The organism is Thioalkalivibrio sp. ALJ3 (assembly GCF_000377205.1).
In the GTDB taxonomy this organism is placed as follows: domain Bacteria; phylum Pseudomonadota; class Gammaproteobacteria; order Ectothiorhodospirales; family Ectothiorhodospiraceae; genus Thioalkalivibrio.
The window spans coordinates 256,557-274,994 of the sequence record NZ_KB897907.1 but is presented as its reverse complement, the minus strand read 5'-3'; the positions used below and the strand labels follow the sequence as shown (position 1 = coordinate 274,994).

The following is an 18,438-nucleotide window of genomic DNA, read 5'->3' as shown; positions in this document are numbered from 1 at the left end:
TCACATATCGAACAGTTTCTGCAACTCCGCTAGATCCTCGGAGCGGGCCTCCAGGAACGCAATCGGTTCCCTGGGGGCGGGGGCATCGATGCCCAGGAGTTCGAAAGCCTTGACCTCGGACGGTGGCGGCAGTTCCTCGCCCTCCGCCTGCAAGGCAGCGTACTGGGCGACCAGCGCGATACTGGCGTAGTCGGGCTCCGCGGGTCGGTAGCCCCAGTCGCTACTGTGTTCGGCGACGTTGACCAGGTCTCCGCCCAGGTCCCAGTAGTTGATGACCAGGACCCCGGCGAGGTTGCGCAGGCGGCGAACCAGGCGAGCGATGCGCTCGGGATCCGGGTGGTCTTCGCGTACCTCGATGAACTGGATGATCGGGACGGCCCCGATGCCGGCGACCAGGCCGGCGAGCAGCGCTCGTTCTCGGTCCAGCAGCTTCAGGGAGTCGGCCACAAGGTAGGCATAGGCCGACTGCAATACCCCGTGTTGCCAGACTGCCTCCATGGCATTGCGTGTGGCGGCGTGACGTGCCTTGAAGGCTTGTCGCATGGCCATGTTCATCGCCAGCATGCGGGTGTTGCGAAAGCCCAGGCGAGTGACCGCGTCGCGTACCGACTGGATCTGCTGGGACCCGCGGAACAGCGGACTGTTCGTGGCATGCAACAGGGCACCCGCGATGGTCCCGTCGCGCTGGATGACATCGGTCAGCTTGTCGATGTCCGCATCCGGATCTCGGGTCAGTTCCTGGATGCGCAGAGCGACCTCGGGCATGGTCGGCAGCTCCAGACGATTGCTGGTAATCAGGTCGTACAACTCGCCAAAAAAGGCGCCTTCCGTGTCGTCCAACTCGGTGTCGTGCATCACCAGCGAAGCACTGTGGGCCTGCTCCAGCGCCGCAGTGGGTACCTCCAGCATGCGGCAGGGCTTCTCGGTAATGATGAAGTCCTGCTGGCCGGCCCCACCGTCGAACATCTGCAGTGGTGGCTCGCCGTTGCCATCGCCAACGGTAATGCGGGATGGCGTACCGCCGCTGACACGTACCAGCTGGCCGCTCAGCAGGAACAGGTGCCGGTCGGCAACGTCCTGTGGACGCAGTCGCTTACCGGCGGGCAGCTCCGGGCTGGCGCATGCCTGGGCGAGTTCTGCGCGGGCGGACTCCGACAGGTGCGCGGTGAGATCCATTTCCTGGAGCAGACTGTCGATGGTCGTCGTGTCCATGAGCGGTTCCGTTGCCTGTGTTTCCATTGATCCCCAGCCCGGGAGGGTGGCCAGTGGGTTCGTGATTGCCCGGCGCGCTGTGCCCGGCAGCGCAATCACCGCATTGGATCCTGGCTGGCGTTTTCCGGGGGAGTCGCGTCTTGTGACGTGGATCTCAGTGTAGCATCCCGCGCAGTCTCGAGGGCCCCGCGACAGGCGAATGAAAGCCGCTCGCGCGAGTCGATCAGCCCCTCGGAGCGGAGGAAGACCCGTGCATCGTCGGCGTCCTCGTCAAACCAGCGCGCGGTCGAACCCAGACGGAAGCTGTAGCCCCAGGCGTCCATGTCCCGCATCAGGCGTTCGCGACCCACTCCGGGCAGGGCATCGGCCAGCAGAATCTGCAGGTAGCAAACCCCGCACTCCTCCAGGTCGTCGCCCCCGGCATTGGTATGCAGTGTCGCGCGGCGCTGCGGTTCCATACAGATCAGGTGGCTGGCTTCGTGCAGCGCCGAGTGCAGCGGTGTGTCGGGGCGGACATGTACGGTATGCCCGATGATCCCCGCCTCGGGTTCGCCCCACCAGGTTCCGGGCAGCGCCGCGCCCGGCGGGTGCATGACCAGTTTCAGCCCGTAGCGTCCTAGCAGCTGGCGCAGCGGTCCTTCAATCGCGGGCTGACCGCATTCGAGAACATCGGGGGTCATGGCTCGGAGTCGCCAGGGAGGGTTTGGGTTCGTGCGCGGCTGCGACGCGGACATTCCTCAGGGTGCTCGCGGCACCAGGCGTCCACCCGTTCGGCGAGGTCGTCCTGAAAGCAGAGCAAGTAGAAACGGGCCTGTTCGCGGTTGGCGATGGCCGGCCGCCCGAGGGCGTCGACCACGCCGGTACGCAATGCGGCGATGATCGCGTTGGCGGCCTTTTTCTGCGGCCAGGCAGTAATCTGTTCCCACGCCTCGGGGCTGAAGTACAGACGGAGCAGGTCCGGGCGCGTGGTCAACAGCATGCGCGTGACATTGCGCAGCGTCGTCTCGGCCTCGCCCCAGTCGTGAACCAGGCCGCCCTCCAGCAGGCGCTCGATCTCCTCGCGGCCCTTGGGCGAGAGCATCCCGGCGCGGTGCTCAGGCGCCTGCGGCTTCTTCCGGCGTCAGGGCGCGGATGGACAGTGCGTGGACCTCGCCGGAGTCGATCTGGTCACGCACCGTGGCGTAGACGGTTTGGTGCTTCTTGACCTTGTTCATTCCGGCGAATTGCGGGCTGACGACCAGGGCCTCGAACTTGCCCTCGCCCCCGGTGACCTCGACCTTTTCGGCCTCCGGCAGGCCGGCACGAATGAGCTCGGCCACTTGATTGGCTTCCATGATGGGTCCTTGGTGTCTGTGTCGGCGAAGGACGCATGATAGCCAGTGGCGTGTCATGACAGAAGGGTGGGGCCTTTCCCAGAGGGGAACTTGTGGCGGTCCAGGGGCTCCGAAACGGACAAGGGCGCGCGTCCAGTGTGCCGGCTTGGTGCATCGGCTGACCGCCGGTTAGCATCGAGCCAACCGATTGAAAAGCGCCTGGCGCTCACGGAGGACATCGCATGATTTTCAAGCAGCTGTTCGAAGAAGAATCGTCCACCTATACCTATCTGCTGAGCTGCCCGGACACGGGCAAGACCGCCCTGATCGATCCGGTCATCGAGACTGTGGACCGCGATCTGCGTGTGTTGCAGGAGATGGGACTGAGCCTCGACTACGCCATCGAGACGCATATCCACGCCGACCACATCACGGGGGGCAAGATGCTGCGCGAGAGGACGGGCTGCCAGCTGGCCGGCCCGGCGCTGGACGAGCTGCCTTGCCGCGACGTCGGCCTGCGCGAGGGCGAACCTTTCCAGTTGGGGAATCTGGTGATTAACCCCCTCTACACCCCCGGGCATACCGATACCCATCACGCCTTTCTGATGGATCATGTCGGGCTGAAGATGCTGTTCTCCGGCGATGCCCTGCTGATCGAGGCCTGTGGCCGCACCGACTTCCAGTCAGGTGACGCCAAGACCCTGTACCGGTCGATCCACGACAAGTTCTTTACCCTGCCGGACGAGACGCTGGTGTATCCGTGCCACGATTACGAAGAGCGTCAGATCACCACCATCGGGCAGGAGAAGATGCGCAACCCGCGCCTGGGCAAGAACAAGCCCGAGGCCGAGTTCGTCAAGATCATGGAGGAGATGGATCTGCCGTATCCGAAGAAGATTGACTGGGCGCTGCCCGGCAACGAGGGCTGCGGGATCTGCCCGGACAACCTGCCCGACGAGAAGAAGCGTCTCTGCGAACCGGACCAGCAGGGCTGATCGAGGGTGTCGGGGCCGATTGCACGGCCCCGGCACTGGCATCGGAGTGTGGCAGGCGGTTTTGCCCGCCCACTGGACCCCTTACACTCCGCCCTCATGAGGAATACCAATCCCGTGGAGCGCCTGCGCGCGATCATGGCGCGCCTGCGTGATCCCGAGCAGGGCTGTGCCTGGGATCGGGAGCAGACCGCCCAGACCATCGTGCCCCACACGCTGGAGGAGGCCTTCGAGCTGGCCGACGCGATCGCTCGCGACGATGGCAGCGAGGCAGCCACTCGTGAGCTGCGCGACGAGCTGGGCGATCTTCTGTTTCAGGTGGTCTTCCAGGCACGGATCGCGGAGGAGGCCGGGCGCTTTGATCTCGACGCCATCGCCCGTGCGATCGGCGACAAGCTGGTGCGGCGCCACCCGCATGTATTCGCCGATGCCGAGTACGCGGATGATGCCGCCCGCGAGGCGGCCTGGGAATCGGCGAAGGCCGAGGAGCGCGCCGCCCGCGACCACCACAGCGCGATGGACGACATCCCGCTGGCGATGCCGGCCCTGGCTCGTGCCGCCAAAACCCAGCGCCGCGCGGCCCGGCTGGGCTTCGACTGGGATGAGCCGGCTCCGGTGCTGGAGAAGATCCACGAGGAACTGGACGAGGTCCACGAGGAGTTGGCCGGCGACGCCGATCCCGACCGCGTGGCCGAGGAGATCGGCGATCTGTTGTTTGCCGTGACCAACTGGGCGCGTCATCTGGGAGTGGAGCCGGAAGGCGCGCTGCGCGGGACTACGCGCAAGTTCGAGGCGCGCTTTCGTACCATGGAGGCCCTGGCCCGCGAGCAGGGGCAGGCCCTTGAACAGCTGGATTTCGACGCCCAGGAGGCCCTCTACCAGGAGGCCCGGCGGCGCGAACGCGACACTAGCACGGACCCCAAATGACACACGCCGTTGAACTGCCCGAACACTTCATGCCGGCCCGGATCGAGGCGATCGAACCCGTCACGCCGCTGATCAAGGTCTTTACCCTGTCGGCCGACCCGGCGCGTTTTTCCAGCAAGGCCGGGCAGTGGCTGGATCTGGTGATCCCGCAGGCTGCCGGCAAGCCGTTTGTCGGGGGCTACTCGGTGGTCTCCGCGCCGCGCGATGACGGGCGGCTGCAGCTCGCGATCAAGTACGCCGATCACCATCACGCCACGCACTACCTGCACACCACCGCGTGCGAGGGGGATACGGTCTACATCACCCCCGGGCAGGGCAGCTTCTTCTTCGAGCCGGGCATGGCGCAGAACGTCGTGCTGCTGGGCGCGGGGATCGGCGTCACGCCACTGTTCAGCATTCTGCGCGCGGTCAATGACGGCATGCCGGACGTCTACGCCCATCTCGTCTACAGCGTCGCGCACCAGGACGAGATGCTGTTCCCGGACGAACTGGCGCACCTGGCCAAGGCCGAGAACATCGACATAACCCTCACGGTAACGCGCGAGGCCGAAGACTGGCTGGGGCACACCGGGCGCATCAGCCACGAGCTGCTGGAGTCGCTGAAGCTGCCGCGCGATGCCCTGTTCTATTTCTGCGGTTCGCGCGAGTTCATCGAGGACATGGCCACGCTGCTGGCCGAATGGGGGATCCCCGAGACGCAGCTCAAATACGAGAAGTGGTGGTAATGCCTTAGGGAGACACTGATTTAATCGCGCGTCCGCGCTCGAGTCGCTTTTGCGTGCGAACAAGGCGCGGTGACTGCCGTGCAGCGATTCTGCACAAGGGAGCCGCAACGCTGTGAGCGCGCCCGTTTTTGATCAACAACGGGCGGCCGAGCCCCTGCTTCCAATGTCTTGTGGGGTTGGTGCCCCCTGTTCCCCGATCCTGCGTTGCGCCCCGAATCAATCAGCAACGGGCGGGTAGAACCACTACCCGCTGCACGATGCGCCTTGTCTCGGAAAACAGGGGGCACCAACGCGGACGTGCGATCCAATCAGCGTCTCCCTTAGCGCGCTGGCCGTGCTGCTACTGGGGAGAGCAGGTTACGGTCGACGGCTGTCGCCCGGGCGCAGAGCGTTGTCCGGGGCCAGGATCGTCGGCTGTCCATCCAGGGCCGGGTCGGTCTCCGGGTAGTCGCGGATAAAATGCAGCCCGCGGCTTTCCTTGCGGGACAGGGCGCTGGTCACGATGATCTCCGCAACCATCGCCAGGTTGCGCAGCTCGAGCAGGTCCGGCGAGATGCGGAAGTGGCTGTAATACTCGTGGATCTCTTCCTGCAGGATGCGGATGCGGCGCTCGGCACGGTGCAGGCGCTCGCGGGTGCGCACGATGCCCACGTAGTCCCACATCAGGCGGCGCAGTTCGTCCCAGTCGTGGGCGACCACGACCTCTTCCTCGGATTCCGTAACGCGTGACTCGTCCCAGGCGGGCGGTGCCGTGAGTTGCTCCGGAGCGGGCAGATCGGTCTGCGACAGGATGTGCTCGGCGGCTCCGCGGGCGTAGACCAGGCACTCCAGCAGCGAGTTGCTGGCCATGCGGTTGGCCCCGTGCAGGCCCGTGTAGGAGACCTCGCCGGCCGCGTACAGGCCGGGCAGGTCGGTCTGGCCGAAGTGGTTCACCATCACACCGCCACAGGTGTAGTGCGCGGCCGGCACCACCGGCAGCGGTTCGCGGGTCATGTCGAAGCCGAACTGCAGGCAGCGCTCGTAGATCGTCGGGAAGTGCTCGCGGATGAACTCCGCCGGTTTGTGACTGATATCCAGGTTCACGTGATCCAGGCCGAGGCGTTTCATCTCGTGGTCGACCGCGCGGGCGACGATGTCGCGCGGGGCCAGTTCCGCGCGCTCGTCAAAGCGCGGCATGAAGCGTTCGCCGTCGGGGAGCAACAGCAGCCCGCCCTCGCCACGTACCGCCTCGGAGATCAGGAACGACTTGGCGCGCGGGTGGAACAGGCAGGTCGGATGGAACTGCATGAACTCCATGTTCGCGATGCGGCAGCCGGCCCGCCAGGCCATCGCGATGCCGTCGCCGGTGGCGCCGTCGGGGTTGGAGCTGTACAGATAGACCTTGCTCGCGCCACCGGTCGCCAGGATTACGGTCGGGGCGAGAATGGTCTCCACCTCGCGGGTCTTGGCGTCCTGCACATAGGCGCCCACCACGCGCCGGGTGCCGTCCACGGGCTGGGTGATCAGGTCCACCGCCACGTGGCGCTCGAAGACCTCGATGCTGGCCTGCCCGGAGGCGCTCTTTACAAGCGCATCCTCGATTGCGCGGCCGGTGGCGTCGGCGGCATGGGCGACGCGCCGGGCGCTGTGGCCCCCCTCGCGGGTCAGGTGCAGGCGGCTGCGCCCCTCCAGGGCCTCGCGGGTGAACGGCACACCGAGGTTCAGCAGCCACTGGATCGCCTCGGGGCCGGCGGCCACGGTGCGGCGCACGGCGTCCGGATCGCACAGGTCGGCTCCTGCATCCAGGGTGTCGGCGATATGGGCATCGAACGAGTCGGCGCGGTCGAGAACGGCGGAGATTCCGCCCTGGGCATAGCGGGTCGAGCCCTCGTCCACCGGGCCCTTGCTGATCACCGTCACGCGGCGATACGGGGCCAGATGCAGGGCGGCCGAGAGTCCCGCTGCGCCGCTCCCGATCACCAGTACGTCGGCCAGGCGAGGTTGTTGTACTGTTTCCATGGCTCAGGTAACGTGCTGCGCTTGTTGCCCGAGCAAATCGTGGCCCTTTCGCAACAGTGTTGTGCGGAAAGCGAACTTAATGCGAGTCAGGCGGTCCATGCACCATAGATTACCGGAGACCGGCGTCGTCGCGGGAGCCCCCGCATGAGCGAGAAGGCTTCCGACGAGGCCCTGGTCAAACGCGTACAAAACGGCGACAAGGCGGCTTTCGACATTCTGGTGCTGAAGTACCAGCACAAGATCGTGAACCTGGTCGGGCGCTATGTGCATGATCAGGCTGCTGCCCTGGATGTGTCCCAGGAGGCCTTCATCAAGGCTTACAAGGGACTGGCGAACTTTCGCGGCGAGAGTGCGTTCTATACCTGGCTCTACCGTATCGCCATCAATACGGCCAAGAACTATCTGGTTTCCCAGGGACGGCGGCGGCCCGAGGCCGAAGTCGATGCGCAGGATGCGGAACAGATGAGCGGGGACTCCGCTCTCAAGGACAATGCAACCCCGGAGGGGGAGCTCTTGTCCGAGGAGATAGAAGGCGCGGTGCAGCGCACCATCGAGAAACTGCCCGACGACCTTCGCATGGCGATTACGCTGCGCGAGATCGAGGGACTGAGTTACGAAGAAATCGCGCAGACGATGGGATGTCCGATCGGTACCGTACGGTCGCGCATCTTCCGGGCCCGCGAGGCCATCGACCGGACCTTGCGTCCTTTGTTAGACGACGAATGACGAGAAGCACCATGAAAGAACAAGTCACCAAGAGTGAACGTCTATCCGCCCTCGTAGACGGAGAAACGGATGACTTCGAGACGCGGCGCCTGATCGACGAACTGGTCAAATCCGAAGAAGATCGCAGTCAGTGGGAACGCTATCACCTGATCGGTGACAGTCTCCGCGGCGGGCTGCGCAACACGGCCCCCGCACATTTCATGGATGACATTCGAACGGCCCTGGCGGACGAACCCGCCTTGCAGGGCGTGCCCCGGCGCGAGTCGCCGCGCTGGCTGAAGCCGGTAGCCGGTACGGGTGTGGCCGCGGCCGTGGCGATGGTCACGCTGGTCGGCATGCAGATGCTGGGGGATCGCCCCGGTCAGGATGCGACCCCGGTGGCCGTGGAAAGCGGCACCCCGGCAGCCGCAGGCGACGTGCAAACGGCCAGCTCCCGGGCCAGTGCCGAAGATTCGGCGCAGACGGAGGTTGGCGAGTCTCTGGATCCGCGGTTCGCCCGCTACCTCGAGAACCATGCCGAACTGACCGGCCCGGGCTCTTCGGCCCTGGGACGCGTACGCTACTCGGTCAGCGACGAGTAATACGCCATGTGGCGTGGGCTGCCGCTCGTTCTGGCCGCAACCGCCCTCTGCCTTCCGGCGCAGACCCTGGCGGACGAGGCCTCGCCGCTGGAATGGCTTGAGCGCATGACGACAAGCCTGCATGCGGAGAGCTATCAGGGCACCTTCGTTCTGCAGCGCGATGACCGCATCGACACCATTCGCGTGGTGCACATCGCCGAGGATGGTGGCTATCGCGAACGTCTGGAGACCCTTACGGGCGCCGAGCGCGAGATTGTCCGATCGGTGGACCGCCTGAGTGCAATCAAGGGAGCGCGTGGCGCCTCGGGCGACGGTGCGCAGTCGCCGTTGGGCCCTGCCGGCGCGCCGGTTTCCCTGCTCAAAGAACACGACCTCTATGCCCTGAAGGTCCAGGGCCTGGATCGTGTGGCCGGTTACTCCTGCACCCTGGTTCTAGCGCGTGCACGCGACACTCTGCGCTACAGTCATCGCTACTGTCTCCACTTGGAAAGCGCCCTCCCGCTGTTGAGCGAGTTGTACGATCCGAGCGGGAAACTGCTCGAACGTCTTGCCTTCACCGATCTCGAACTGTCTGCCGAAATCGCCGAGAGTGAGCTTGAGCCGACGACCGACCAGGCCGAATTTATCGAGGTACGCGCCGACCGTGGCCACAAGAAGCCCCAGTGGGACGAAGACAATGGTCTGGGTGGCTGGAAGTTCGGTGAATTGCCCTCGGGCTTTCAGGCGGTGGCCGCCAGCGAGCGTTCGCTTGGCAACGGAGACGAGGTCTCGCGCCATTTCGTGCTGAGTGATGGCCTGGCCTCGGTGTCGGTCTACGTGGAACCGGCGGATGGTGACAAAAGTTTCGAGGGTACGACCCGTGCCGGCGCCACCCATGCCGCCGCGCGGGTGATGGCGGGGCATCAGGTTACGGCGGTGGGTGATGTGCCCCATACGACGGTCCAGCAGGTGCTGGATGCGGTCTCCTATCGGGACGCCGCGGGCGACTAATACCCGTGGCGCACTGGATCGAGGAACAGGGTGTGGTGCTCTCGGCCGAGGCGCACAGCGCGCGCGTGCGGATCGAGCGCCAGTCCACCTGTGGCAGCTGTTCGGCCCGTACTGGCTGTGGCAGTGGTGTGCTGTCGGAGGTGCTGGGGCGCAAGGCCGTGGAGGTGACCATCGGTCACCCTGGCCAGCTCCGCGCAGGCGACCGCGTGATTATCGGGATTCGGGACCAGGCGCTTGTCTCCGGTGCCCTCGCGATGTATCTGCTGCCATTGCTGGGCTTGGTCGTGGTGCCAGGCCTGTTGATGTGGATATGGCCGTTACTCGGCGAGGGCTGGCTGCTGCTGGCGGGTGTGGCCGGTTTCGTGCTCGGCCTGGGCGGCGTGCGTTACTGGATGCGCCACCGCGCGCCGGATCTGGCGCCGGTGTTCCTGCGGCGCGAGACCGATACAGGCGTTGTGAGTGCGAGGTCGCCCGCGCCCGATTGACCAATGAATGTGACCGCCGGGAACTTGTCCCGGCGCGGATTTTCTAGAGCATGAACGCACGAACAAAAGCGGTTTTAACCATGACGCGACCGATGCAATGGGCCCTGCTGGGGCTGATCCTTTTCGCCTTTTCCCTGCCGGCCTCGGCGCGCATGCTGCCGGACTTCGTGCCGCTTGCGGAGGAACACAGCCCGGCGGTGGTCAATATCTCCACCACGCGAGAGCGCGAGGGTGGCCAGACGGGCGGGCACCCCGATTTCGAGGGCTCTCCGTTCGAGGATCTGTTCGAGCGTTTCTTCGGCGCGCCTCCGGGCGGCGGCCGAGGCGAGGGCGGTGAAGGCCGTATGCCCGAGCGCAGCTCGCTGGGTTCTGGCTTCATCTACACCGAGGATGGCTACATCATCACGGCGAACCACGTCGTGGAGGGGGCCTCCGAGGTCGTCGTCCATCTCTCCGACCGGCGCGTTTTCGATGCCGAGGTGGTTGGCAAGGACCCGCAAAGCGACGTGGCCCTGCTGAAGATCGACGCCGACGACCTGCCTACGCTGGAGCTGGGTTCGTCGGATGACCTCAAGGTCGGCGAGTGGGTGCTGGCGATCGGCTCGCCGTTCGGCTTCGACCATTCCGTGACGGCCGGGATCGTCAGCGCCAAGGGGCGCAACCTTCCGACTGAAAACTACGTCCCGTTCATCCAGACCGATGTCGCGATCAATCCGGGTAATTCCGGTGGTCCGCTGTTGAACCTGGACGGCAAGGTCGTGGGCATCAACGCCCAGATCTACAGCCGGACCGGTGGCTTCATGGGGCTGTCGTTCGCGGTGCCGATCGAGATGGTCGAGGATGTCGTCACGCAACTGCGCGAGCACGGCGAGGTCACCCGCGGCTGGCTGGGCGTGTTGATCCAGGAAGTGACGCGTGATCTGGCCGAGTCGTTCGGCATGGACAAGCCCAGCGGCGCTCTGGTTGCCCGGGTGCAGTCGGACAGCCCGGCAGAGAAGGCCGGCTTCGAGACCGGGGATGTGATCCTCAAGTTCAATGGCATCGAGGTCCCGAACTCCTCCGCCCTGCCGCCGATTGTGGGGCGGACGCCGGTCGGCACCGAGGCCGAGGTGGAGATTCGCCGAGGCGAGGAAACCCGGACCATTACGGTCGAGATCGAACGCCTGCCGGACGATATCGCGGCGGAGCGCGGCGGCCGCCAGCCGGAGCAGGAAGATCCTGCCAAGCCGCAAAGCCTGCTCGGGATGCATCTGGAACCGCTGGATGCCGCCCAGGCCGAGGAGCTGGGTCTGGACGGCGGACTGGTGGTGACCGAGGTGACGGGCAATCCGGCGCGTTCCTCCGGCATTCGCCCGGGTGATGTAATCGTGCAGTTCGGTCGTCACTCGGTGGATTCGCTGGAAGAGCTGGAAGAGCAGATCGAGGCCGCCGGTGCCGGGCGTACGGTGCCGGTCCTGATCCAGCGCGACGGCAACCCGACCTTTATCGCCCTGCGCATCCCGTCTGAATGATGATCGTGCCCCGGTCCGGGCGCCCAGCGCCCGGGCAGCGGCGATCATGATGCGGACGCTGACGCTGTATCACCGCGAGGGCTGCGGGCTCTGCGAGCAGATGCTCACAGAGCTTTCGGCCCTCAAAAGCCGTTATACTTTCGTCCTCGAGGTCGTCGACATCGACGAGGACCCGGACCTGCGCGCGCGTTTCAACGCGAAGGTCCCGGTGCTTGCGGTCGACGGCGACATTCTTTGCTGCCATTTCCTCGACCGAAAGGCACTGCTGGACCTACTGGCCCCTGCATGACCGAAACTCGCCTGACCCGTAATTTTTCCATCATCGCGCATATCGACCACGGCAAGTCCACGCTGGCCGACCGCCTGATCCAGGGCTGCCATGGCCTTACCGAGCGCGAGATGTCCGAGCAGGTGCTGGACTCGATGGACCTGGAGCGCGAGCGCGGGATCACCATCAAGGCACAGAGCGTCTCGCTGTTCTACGACGCCCAGGACGGCCAGCGTTACCAGCTGAACTTCATCGATACCCCGGGGCATGTGGACTTTTCCTACGAGGTGTCACGTTCGCTGTATGCCTGCGAGGGCGCGCTGCTGGTGGTCGATGCGTCGCAGGGCGTGGAGGCGCAGAGTGTGGCCAACTGTTACACCGCGATTGACCAGGGGCTCGAGGTCGTCCCGGTGCTGAACAAGATCGACCTGCCGGCGGCCGAACCCGACCGCGTGGCGGCCGAGATCGAGGACGTGATCGGTATCGAGGCCACCGACGCCATGCGGGTCTCCGCCAAGACCGGCGAGGGCATCGCCGAGCTGCTGGAGGAGATCGTGCGCCGCATCCCGCCGCCGGAGGGGGATGCCGAGGCAGCGCCCAAGGCGCTGGTGATCGACTCCTGGTACGACAACTACTTGGGCGTGGTCGCGCTGGTGCGAGTCAAGGCCGGGCGCTTTTATGCAGGCCAGAAGATCAAGGCAATGTCCGTCGGACGCGCCCACGAGGTCAGCCGGGTCGGTGTGTTTACGCCCAAACCGGTGGACCGCGAGACCCTGGAGGTCGGCGAGGTCGGCTATCTGATCGCGACCATCAAGGACATCTCCGGGGCCAAGGTCGGGGATACCTTCACCGACTTCAACAACCCGGCCGACGAGCCGGTGCCGGGATTCCAGGAGATCCAGCCACGGGTGTTCGCCGGGCTGTTCCCGGTCAGCGCGGACGACTTCAACGATTTGCGCGAGGCGCTGGACAAGCTGCGCCTGAACGATGCGGCGCTGTCCTTCGAACCGGAGACCTCGCAGGCGCTGGGCTTCGGCTTTCGCTGTGGCTTCCTGGGTATGCTGCACATGGAGATTGTGCAGGAGCGCCTAGAGCGCGAGTACGACCTCGACCTGATTACCACCGCACCCACGGTGGTCTACGAGGTGGAAAAGAGCGACGGCGAGGTGGTCATGGTGCACAACCCCTCCGGGCTGCCGCCGAGCAACGAGATCGCCGAAATTCGGGAGCCGATCATCGAGGCCAACATCCTCGTGCCGCAGGACTATGTGGGCGCGGTGATCACCCTGTGCATCGAGAAGCGCGGGGTACAGACGAAGATGCAGTATCTGGGGCGTCAGGTGCAGTTGTCCTATGAACTGCCGATGTCCGAGGTGATGCTGGACTTCTTTGACCGGCTGAAGTCCGCAACCCGCGGCTACGCCTCGTTCGACTACCAGCCGCGGCGCTTCCAGGCCGCTCCGCTGGTGCGCGTGGATATCCTGATCAACGGCGAGCGGGTGGATGCCTTGTCCGGGATCGTGCATCGTGACCATGCGGAGTCGCGCGGTCGCGAACTGACCGAGCGCATGGCCAAGATCATCCCGCGTCAGATGTACGAGGTGGCGATCCAGGCGGCGATCGGCTCGAAGATCATCGCGCGTTCCACGGTCAAGGCGATGCGCAAGAACGTGCTGGCCAAGTGCTACGGTGGCGACGTCTCGCGCAAGCGCAAGCTGCTGGAGAAGCAGAAGGCCGGCAAGAAACGCATGAAGTCGATTGGCAAGGTGGATGTGCCGCAGGAGGCCTTCCTGGCGGTGCTGTCGGTCGGCGACGACAAATAACGCCCGGGTCGGAGCGGGCACGCCGCAAGGCGGTGATGAGGACAATACATGGCGAATCTGGAACTGATCCTGGTACTGGCCACGGCCGCAACGGGCCTGATCTGGCTGGGCTGGGTGCTCCTGCGGCGGCGGCTGAGCCCCGAGCGCCAGGCGCGCATGCCGTGGTTCGTGGACTACTCGCGATCATTCTTCCCGGTGTTGCTGATCGTGCTGGTGCTGCGCTCGTTCGTGGCCGAGCCGTTTCGCATCCCGTCGGGATCCATGATGCCGACCCTGCTGGTGGGCGACTTCATCATGGTGAACAAGTTCTCCTACGGGATCCGTTTGCCGGTTACGCGTACCAAGGTCTTTGACATGGGCGAGCCCGAACGTGGCGAGGTCGTGGTGTTCAAGTACCCGCGCAACCCGCAAGAGGACTACATCAAGCGGGTAATCGGGCTGCCGGGAGATACCATCGAGTTCCGTGATCGTGTGCTGTATGTCAACGGCGAGGCGCAGTCGGCCGAGCGTGTGGGAACCTTCGAGGGCGAGGGCTCCGGGGAAGTCATGTCGGGGGCGTCGCTGTACGAGGAAACGCTCGACGGACGCACCTACACGACGCTGATGCGCGAGGAGCGCCCGAGTCTGGATGGTTCGGTGACCGTGCCCGAGGGTCATTACTTTATGGTCGGCGACAATCGCGACAATTCCAATGACAGCCGGACCTGGGGCTTTGTCTCCGAGGACCTGCTGGTGGGGCGTGCCCTCTTTATCTGGTTGCATTGGGATTACAATGAAGGGCACAGGGACTTTTCGCGGATTGGCCAGGCGATTCGTTAGGGAAACTTTCGTTTCCCTAGCGCGTTCCGCGGGGCGCAGGCAACCAAGGGGTAGCGCGATGCAGCATTCCAGACATTCCATGCGCGGGGCGGGAGCCCTGACGGTGATGGCCCTGATCCTGCTGGCCCTGCTGGTCGGGACCTTCGTGATCAAGATGGGTACGCAGTACACCCAGTACCTCACTGTGCGCTCTATCATGCAGGACGTCGCGGCTCAGCCAGGTGCGGCCGACAAGAGCGAACGCGAGCTGTGGCGCGAGATGAATCGCCGGTTCCAGATCAACTCGGTATATGACGGGATCGAGGAGGATGACTTCTCCGTGACGGAGAGCGGCGATCGCAGGCAAATGCATCTGGAGTACGAAGTCCGCCGCGAGTTTCTGGGCAACGTGGATGTGGTCGCGCGCTTCTCCCGCAGCGAAACCCTGGCGCCTTAGGCTGTTCGTACGAGTCACCGTGGGATTGTCGGAACACCATCTGCAAGGGTCTGCCGCGAGTCGCGATTTTCGCGATCTGCTGCCGAAGGCTGTGCGCGAGGGCGAGGGCATCCGCCAGGCCCTGACCCATCGCAGTGCCGGCGGGCGTAACAACGAGCGCCTGGAGTTTCTGGGCGATGCGGTCCTGGGGCTGGTTATAGCCGATGCCCTTTACGAGCAGTTGCCGGACGCGCCAGAGGGGGACCTCACCCGCCTGCGCGCGGCCCTGGTCAACCGCGAGTCGCTGGCGGCCCTGGCCCGCGAATCGGGGCTCGAGGGGATGCTCAATCTCGGCCAGGGCGAGCGCAAGAGCGGGGGGCAGCGGCGCGACTCCATCCTGGCCGATGCGGTCGAGGCACTGATCGGCGTAACCTATCGCGAGGCGGGTATGCAGGCCGCCCGTGACTTCACCCTGGCTCTATATTCCGAGCGCCTGAGGAACCTCCCCTCGGCCGAATCCCTGAAGGACCCGAAGACCCGGCTGCAGGAACAGCTGCAGGGCCGCAACGCGGAACTGCCTGTCTACGAGGTGCTGGATGTGGTGGGCCCCGATCACGAGCGCCGCTTTACCGTCTCCGTGCATTTACCCACACAGGGCTGGGGACAGCGGGGCGAGGGTTCGTCGCGACGCCGCGCGGAGCAGGCCGCGGCCGAGGCGGCGCTGCGGCGGTTGCAGCAGCAGGCCCAGGAGCAGTGAGCGACATGGAGAGCACCCCCGATTTCGGGACCCGTTGTGGTCTGGTCGCCCTGGTCGGGCGCCCGAATGTTGGCAAGACCACGCTAATGAACCGCCTGGTGGGCGAGAAGCTGGCGGCCACCACGCGGCGTCCCCACACCACGCGCAATCGCATCCTCGGCATCGTGACCGAGGGGGACGACCAGATCGTGCTGATGGACACCCCGGGGATCGACACCGAACGCACGCGTCTGGTGAACCGGGTACTGAACCGCACGGCCAGCCAGGCCCTGGCCGACGCCGACCTGGTGTGTTTCCTCGTCGAGGCGGAACGCTTTGGCGAGGGCGACGAGCGCATCGAACAGCTGATTCGCCAGTCCGAACGGCCTGCGCTACTGGTCATCAACAAGGTCGACCGGGCGCGGGAAAAAGAAGAATTGCTGCCGTTTATCGCGGCGCGGATGGAAGCGATGCCCTATGCCGGTGTCGTGCCGCTGTCGGCGAAGACGGGTTCCAACGTCGGGGGCCTGATCGACGAGATTCGGGTGCATCTGCCCACGGGCCCCTTCCTCTACGACCCCGAGCAGTTGTCCGATCGCCCGGAGCGCTTTCGCGCCGAGGAGATGATCCGCGAGTCCCTGCTGGAGAGCCTGGGACAGGAGGTTCCGTACTCGGTGGCGGTGCGCGTGGAGCAGTGGGCCGACGAGCCAAGGACCACGCATATCGACGCGGTCATCCTGGTCGAGCGCGACAGCCAGAAAGGGATCGTGATCGGCAAGGGCGGTCAGCGTCTGAAGCGCATCGGACAGGCGGCGCGCCTGCAGCTGGAGGAATTGCTGGGACGCAAGGTCATGCTGCGCCTGACGGTGCGCGTCGAGGCGGACTGGACCCGGAACCCGCGCGCCCTGCGCGAGCTGGGCATCGAAGAACCCCGGTGAAGGCTCTGCGGCGCGCATGAGTGGCGCGGCGACGGCGGTTACCCAGGGTGTGGTCCTGCATGCACGCGCCCTGCGCGAAAACAGCCGTGTACTGGAACTGCTGACCGGCGAGGCCGGGCGTGTGGCGGCGGTGGTGCGGGGCAAGGCGGGGTCGGTACAGCCCTTTGTGCTGCTCGATCTGGCCTGGCGCGGCCGTGGCGAGCTCCCCACGCTGCAGGTGGCGGAGCAGCAGAGGGTCTTTCCGCTGACCGGGCGGGCTTTGGTCTGCGGTTTGTACCTGAACGAACTCGTGCTGCGTCTTTACCCGCGCGAGGCCCCGATCCCCGAGGCGCTGCCGGCCCTGTTGACGGCTTACGCGCGGCTGGCGGCCCGGGAGCGCGCGGACGTGGTGCTGCGCCGCGCCGAGTGGGCGCTGCTGTTGCCGATCGATTCCGGGCTGGAACATCTGGATTCTGCCGACCTTGAGTCCGGTGTCTGGTATCGCTACGAGCCCGAGAGGGGGCTTGAACCCACACAGCCGGGTCGTGCGGGCGCCGTCGCCGGGGAGGTCTTGCGGGCGCTGGCCTTGGAGCAGGAGGTCCCGGATAATCATGCCCGCTCGGCACGTGACTTTATGCGTGCCCTGATCGACCACCACCTGGCCGGCCGCGCGCTACGCACGCGGGCGTTGCTGTAGCCCACGTCCTGATCCATAACGAAGGCCACTCGCATCATGTCGCATCCCGTATCGCTCAAGCTGGGGGTCAACCTCGACCACATCGCCACGATCCGGCAGGCCCGCCACACGCCGTATCCGGATCTGATGCAGGCGGTGCGCCTGGCCGAGGCGAGCGGAGCGGATTCGATCACCCTGCACCTGCGCGAGGACCGCCGTCACATACAGGACGATGACGTGTTTGGTATCAAGCCGCGCCTGACCGTCCCGATGAATCTCGAAATGGCGGCTACGGAAGGCATGCAGGCCATCGCACTGAAACTGCGGCCCGAGGCCTGCTGCATTGTGCCGGAAAAACGCGAGGAACTGACTACCGAGGGTGGGCTGGACGCGGCCGGGCAACTCGAGCGGTTGCGCGATTTTGTCGCCCCGCTGACCGCGGCCGGGATCGATGTCTCGCTGTTTGTGGAACCGGATGTTCGCCAACTGGAAGCGGCCGTCGCGATCGGGGCCCCGGTGGTGGAGCTGCATACGGGGGCCTATGCCAATGCCCGCGAGGCGGCCGAGCGTGAACGCCTGCTCGTCGGGATTAACGAGGCCGCCGCTGCGGGCCAGGCCATTGGGCTGGTGATCAATGCGGGTCACGGTCTGGATTACGACAACGTGCGCCCGATCGCGGCCAACCCGGTGTTCCACGAACTCAATATCGGGCATTCCATCGTGGCGCGCGCGTTGTTCACCGGCCTGCCCGAGGCAGTCAGTCATATGCGCGGGCTGATGGATGCCGCCCGCGCCGGCCTGCCGGTCGGCCAGTACCCGGTGTGATCGCTACATGATCCTGGGGATCGGAACCGACCTCGTCCAGGTGGCACGCATGCAAGGCATGTGGGATCGTCACGGTCACCGACTGGCAGAGCGTATCCTGCACCCTGTGGAACGTGCGGATTTGCCGCTGGAGCAACCGGGAGGGTTTCTGGCCCGGCGCTTCGCCGCCAAAGAGGCCCTGGCCAAGGCGCTGGGGTGCGGGGTTGGTGCGGACATGGCACTGTCCGAGGCGGGGGTGATCCATGACGCCCGCGGCCGCCCCGAGTTTGTGCTGGGAGGCCGCGCGCAATCGACCGCCGAGCGGCTCGGGGTGAGCGTCATCCACCTCAGTATTAGCGACGAGCGCGAGTATGCGCAGGCCTTTGTGGTTATCGAAGGCAACGAGTAACCCGCTTTTCCCTCCGGGCGTGGTTGCCCGGGTGGGGGCGGCTCCCTAGAATGTGGCCCCTTATGCCCATCCGTGTCGGGTGAACGGATGGTGTCAGCCCTGAGCGAGTGA

Annotated in this window: 22 protein-coding genes; 17 read left to right on the top strand and 5 right to left on the bottom strand. The window is 65.5% G+C overall.

The window, feature by feature from the left end:
* The 4 genes from C935_RS0107835 to C935_RS0107820 form a co-directional block, all read right to left on the bottom strand.
* A complete protein-coding gene (locus C935_RS0107835) occupies positions 1–1,212 on the bottom strand; it encodes an HDOD domain-containing protein (RefSeq protein ID WP_018861960.1) in 1,212 nt (403 codons plus the stop codon).
* A gap of 95 nt (positions 1,213–1,307) precedes the next feature.
* A complete protein-coding gene (locus C935_RS0107830; RefSeq protein ID WP_018861959.1) occupies positions 1,308–1,892 on the bottom strand; it encodes a hypothetical protein in 585 nt (194 codons plus the stop codon).
* Positions 1,889–2,293 carry a hypothetical protein gene (locus tag C935_RS0107825; RefSeq protein ID WP_018861958.1) on the bottom strand — a complete coding sequence of 135 codons (405 nt, stop codon included), beginning with the start codon at positions 2,291–2,293 and terminating at the stop codon, positions 1,889–1,891. Before C935_RS0107825 ends, C935_RS0107830 begins: the two co-directional genes overlap by 4 nt.
* Before the next feature lie 13 nt (positions 2,294–2,306).
* On the bottom strand, positions 2,307–2,546 hold the full coding sequence (locus C935_RS0107820; RefSeq protein ID WP_017925704.1) for a BolA family protein: 240 nt from the start codon (positions 2,544–2,546) through the stop codon (positions 2,307–2,309).
* A gap of 221 nt (positions 2,547–2,767) precedes the next feature.
* On the opposite strand from C935_RS0107820, the gene C935_RS0107815 reads away from it, so the two are divergent.
* From C935_RS0107815 to C935_RS0107805, 3 genes are all read left to right on the top strand, one after another.
* The gene (locus C935_RS0107815; RefSeq protein ID WP_018861957.1) at positions 2,768–3,520 is read left to right on the top strand and encodes an MBL fold metallo-hydrolase; all 753 of its coding nucleotides are present in this window, start codon (positions 2,768–2,770) and stop codon (positions 3,518–3,520) included.
* A gap of 96 nt (positions 3,521–3,616) precedes the next feature.
* Positions 3,617–4,444: a nucleoside triphosphate pyrophosphohydrolase gene (gene mazG, locus C935_RS0107810; RefSeq protein WP_026278722.1), complete on the top strand. Its 828-nt coding sequence runs from the start codon at positions 3,617–3,619 to the stop codon at positions 4,442–4,444.
* A complete protein-coding gene (locus C935_RS0107805; protein WP_018861955.1) occupies positions 4,441–5,169 on the top strand; it encodes a ferredoxin--NADP reductase in 729 nt (242 codons plus the stop codon). The genes mazG and C935_RS0107805 overlap by 4 nt, the downstream gene beginning before the upstream one ends.
* Before the next feature lie 357 nt (positions 5,170–5,526).
* Here C935_RS0107805 and nadB read toward each other — a convergent pair whose 3' ends face one another.
* Complete coding sequence (nadB, locus tag C935_RS0107800) at positions 5,527–7,167, bottom strand: L-aspartate oxidase (RefSeq protein ID WP_018861954.1); 1,641 nt, start codon at positions 7,165–7,167, stop codon at positions 5,527–5,529.
* A 144-nt stretch (positions 7,168–7,311) separates the two neighbouring features.
* Between nadB and rpoE the strand changes: the two genes are divergently transcribed.
* The 14 genes from rpoE to acpS all read left to right on the top strand — a co-directional run bounded on the left by rpoE (position 7,312) and on the right by acpS (position 18,327).
* Complete coding sequence (gene rpoE, locus C935_RS0107795; protein WP_018861953.1) at positions 7,312–7,893, top strand: RNA polymerase sigma factor RpoE; 582 nt, start codon at positions 7,312–7,314, stop codon at positions 7,891–7,893.
* Positions 7,894–7,904: 11 nt separating this feature from the next.
* Positions 7,905–8,474: a sigma-E factor negative regulatory protein gene (locus C935_RS0107790; RefSeq protein WP_018861952.1), complete on the top strand. Its 570-nt coding sequence runs from the start codon at positions 7,905–7,907 to the stop codon at positions 8,472–8,474.
* Positions 8,475–8,480: 6 nt separating this feature from the next.
* Positions 8,481–9,464, top strand: coding sequence for a MucB/RseB C-terminal domain-containing protein (locus C935_RS0107785; RefSeq protein ID WP_018861951.1), 984 nt, complete (start codon positions 8,481–8,483; stop codon positions 9,462–9,464).
* Positions 9,465–9,469: 5 nt separating this feature from the next.
* Positions 9,470–9,949: a SoxR reducing system RseC family protein gene (locus tag C935_RS0107780; RefSeq protein ID WP_018861950.1), complete on the top strand. Its 480-nt coding sequence runs from the start codon at positions 9,470–9,472 to the stop codon at positions 9,947–9,949.
* Positions 9,950–10,041: 92 nt separating this feature from the next.
* Positions 10,042–11,460, top strand: coding sequence for a DegQ family serine endoprotease (locus C935_RS0107775; protein WP_018861949.1), 1,419 nt, complete (start codon positions 10,042–10,044; stop codon positions 11,458–11,460).
* Between the two features lie 49 nt (positions 11,461–11,509).
* Entirely contained in the window at positions 11,510–11,749 is a 240-nt protein-coding gene (locus C935_RS0107770) for a glutaredoxin family protein (protein ID WP_026278721.1), read from the top strand.
* Positions 11,746–13,551, top strand: coding sequence for a translation elongation factor 4 (gene lepA / locus C935_RS0107765; protein ID WP_018861947.1), 1,806 nt, complete (start codon positions 11,746–11,748; stop codon positions 13,549–13,551). Before C935_RS0107770 ends, lepA begins: the two co-directional genes overlap by 4 nt.
* Positions 13,552–13,599: 48 nt before the next feature.
* Complete coding sequence (lepB, locus tag C935_RS0107760; protein WP_018861946.1) at positions 13,600–14,370, top strand: signal peptidase I; 771 nt, start codon at positions 13,600–13,602, stop codon at positions 14,368–14,370.
* A gap of 79 nt (positions 14,371–14,449) precedes the next feature.
* Positions 14,450–14,806 (top strand): DUF4845 domain-containing protein, encoded by a 357-nt coding sequence (locus C935_RS0107755; RefSeq protein WP_018861945.1) that lies wholly within the window; start codon positions 14,450–14,452, stop codon positions 14,804–14,806.
* A gap of 25 nt (positions 14,807–14,831) precedes the next feature.
* A complete protein-coding gene (rnc, locus tag C935_RS0107750) occupies positions 14,832–15,542 on the top strand; it encodes a ribonuclease III (protein ID WP_018861944.1) in 711 nt (236 codons plus the stop codon).
* 5 nt (positions 15,543–15,547) lie between these two features.
* Positions 15,548–16,459, top strand: a complete 912-nt coding sequence (era, locus tag C935_RS0107745) for a GTPase Era (RefSeq protein WP_018861943.1) — start codon at positions 15,548–15,550, stop codon at positions 16,457–16,459.
* Between the two features lie 16 nt (positions 16,460–16,475).
* Positions 16,476–17,135 carry a DNA repair protein RecO gene (locus tag C935_RS0107740; RefSeq protein WP_018861942.1) on the top strand — a complete coding sequence of 220 codons (660 nt, stop codon included), beginning with the start codon at positions 16,476–16,478 and terminating at the stop codon, positions 17,133–17,135.
* A gap of 36 nt (positions 17,136–17,171) precedes the next feature.
* On the top strand, positions 17,172–17,939 hold the full coding sequence (locus C935_RS0107735) for a pyridoxine 5'-phosphate synthase (RefSeq protein WP_018861941.1): 768 nt from the start codon (positions 17,172–17,174) through the stop codon (positions 17,937–17,939).
* Positions 17,940–17,946: 7 nt separating this feature from the next.
* Positions 17,947–18,327 carry a holo-ACP synthase gene (gene acpS, locus C935_RS0107730; RefSeq protein WP_018868424.1) on the top strand — a complete coding sequence of 127 codons (381 nt, stop codon included), beginning with the start codon at positions 17,947–17,949 and terminating at the stop codon, positions 18,325–18,327.
* Positions 18,328–18,438: the final 111 nt, after the last annotated feature.

Coding starts and splice junctions, on each gene's coding strand:
- C935_RS0107835 (WP_018861960.1), bottom strand. CDS start 1,212: ATGGACACGACGACCATCGACAGTCTGCTCCAGGAAATGGATCTCACC.
- C935_RS0107830 (WP_018861959.1), bottom strand. CDS start 1,892: ATGACCCCCGATGTTCTCGAATGCGGTCAGCCCGCGATTGAAGGACCG.
- C935_RS0107825 (WP_018861958.1), bottom strand. CDS start 2,293: ATGCTCTCGCCCAAGGGCCGCGAGGAGATCGAGCGCCTGCTGGAGGGC.
- C935_RS0107820 (WP_017925704.1), bottom strand. CDS start 2,546: ATGGAAGCCAATCAAGTGGCCGAGCTCATTCGTGCCGGCCTGCCGGAG.
- C935_RS0107815 (WP_018861957.1), top strand. CDS start 2,768: ATGATTTTCAAGCAGCTGTTCGAAGAAGAATCGTCCACCTATACCTAT.
- mazG (WP_026278722.1), top strand. CDS start 3,617: ATGAGGAATACCAATCCCGTGGAGCGCCTGCGCGCGATCATGGCGCGC.
- C935_RS0107805 (WP_018861955.1), top strand. CDS start 4,441: ATGACACACGCCGTTGAACTGCCCGAACACTTCATGCCGGCCCGGATC.
- nadB (WP_018861954.1), bottom strand. CDS start 7,167: ATGGAAACAGTACAACAACCTCGCCTGGCCGACGTACTGGTGATCGGG.
- rpoE (WP_018861953.1), top strand. CDS start 7,312: ATGAGCGAGAAGGCTTCCGACGAGGCCCTGGTCAAACGCGTACAAAAC.
- C935_RS0107790 (WP_018861952.1), top strand. CDS start 7,905: ATGAAAGAACAAGTCACCAAGAGTGAACGTCTATCCGCCCTCGTAGAC.
- C935_RS0107785 (WP_018861951.1), top strand. CDS start 8,481: ATGTGGCGTGGGCTGCCGCTCGTTCTGGCCGCAACCGCCCTCTGCCTT.
- C935_RS0107775 (WP_018861949.1), top strand. CDS start 10,042: ATGCAATGGGCCCTGCTGGGGCTGATCCTTTTCGCCTTTTCCCTGCCG.
- C935_RS0107770 (WP_026278721.1), top strand. CDS start 11,510: ATGCGGACGCTGACGCTGTATCACCGCGAGGGCTGCGGGCTCTGCGAG.
- lepA (WP_018861947.1), top strand. CDS start 11,746: ATGACCGAAACTCGCCTGACCCGTAATTTTTCCATCATCGCGCATATC.
- lepB (WP_018861946.1), top strand. CDS start 13,600: ATGGCGAATCTGGAACTGATCCTGGTACTGGCCACGGCCGCAACGGGC.
- C935_RS0107755 (WP_018861945.1), top strand. CDS start 14,450: ATGCGCGGGGCGGGAGCCCTGACGGTGATGGCCCTGATCCTGCTGGCC.
- era (WP_018861943.1), top strand. CDS start 15,548: ATGGAGAGCACCCCCGATTTCGGGACCCGTTGTGGTCTGGTCGCCCTG.
- C935_RS0107740 (WP_018861942.1), top strand. CDS start 16,476: ATGAGTGGCGCGGCGACGGCGGTTACCCAGGGTGTGGTCCTGCATGCA.
- C935_RS0107735 (WP_018861941.1), top strand. CDS start 17,172: ATGTCGCATCCCGTATCGCTCAAGCTGGGGGTCAACCTCGACCACATC.
- acpS (WP_018868424.1), top strand. CDS start 17,947: ATGATCCTGGGGATCGGAACCGACCTCGTCCAGGTGGCACGCATGCAA.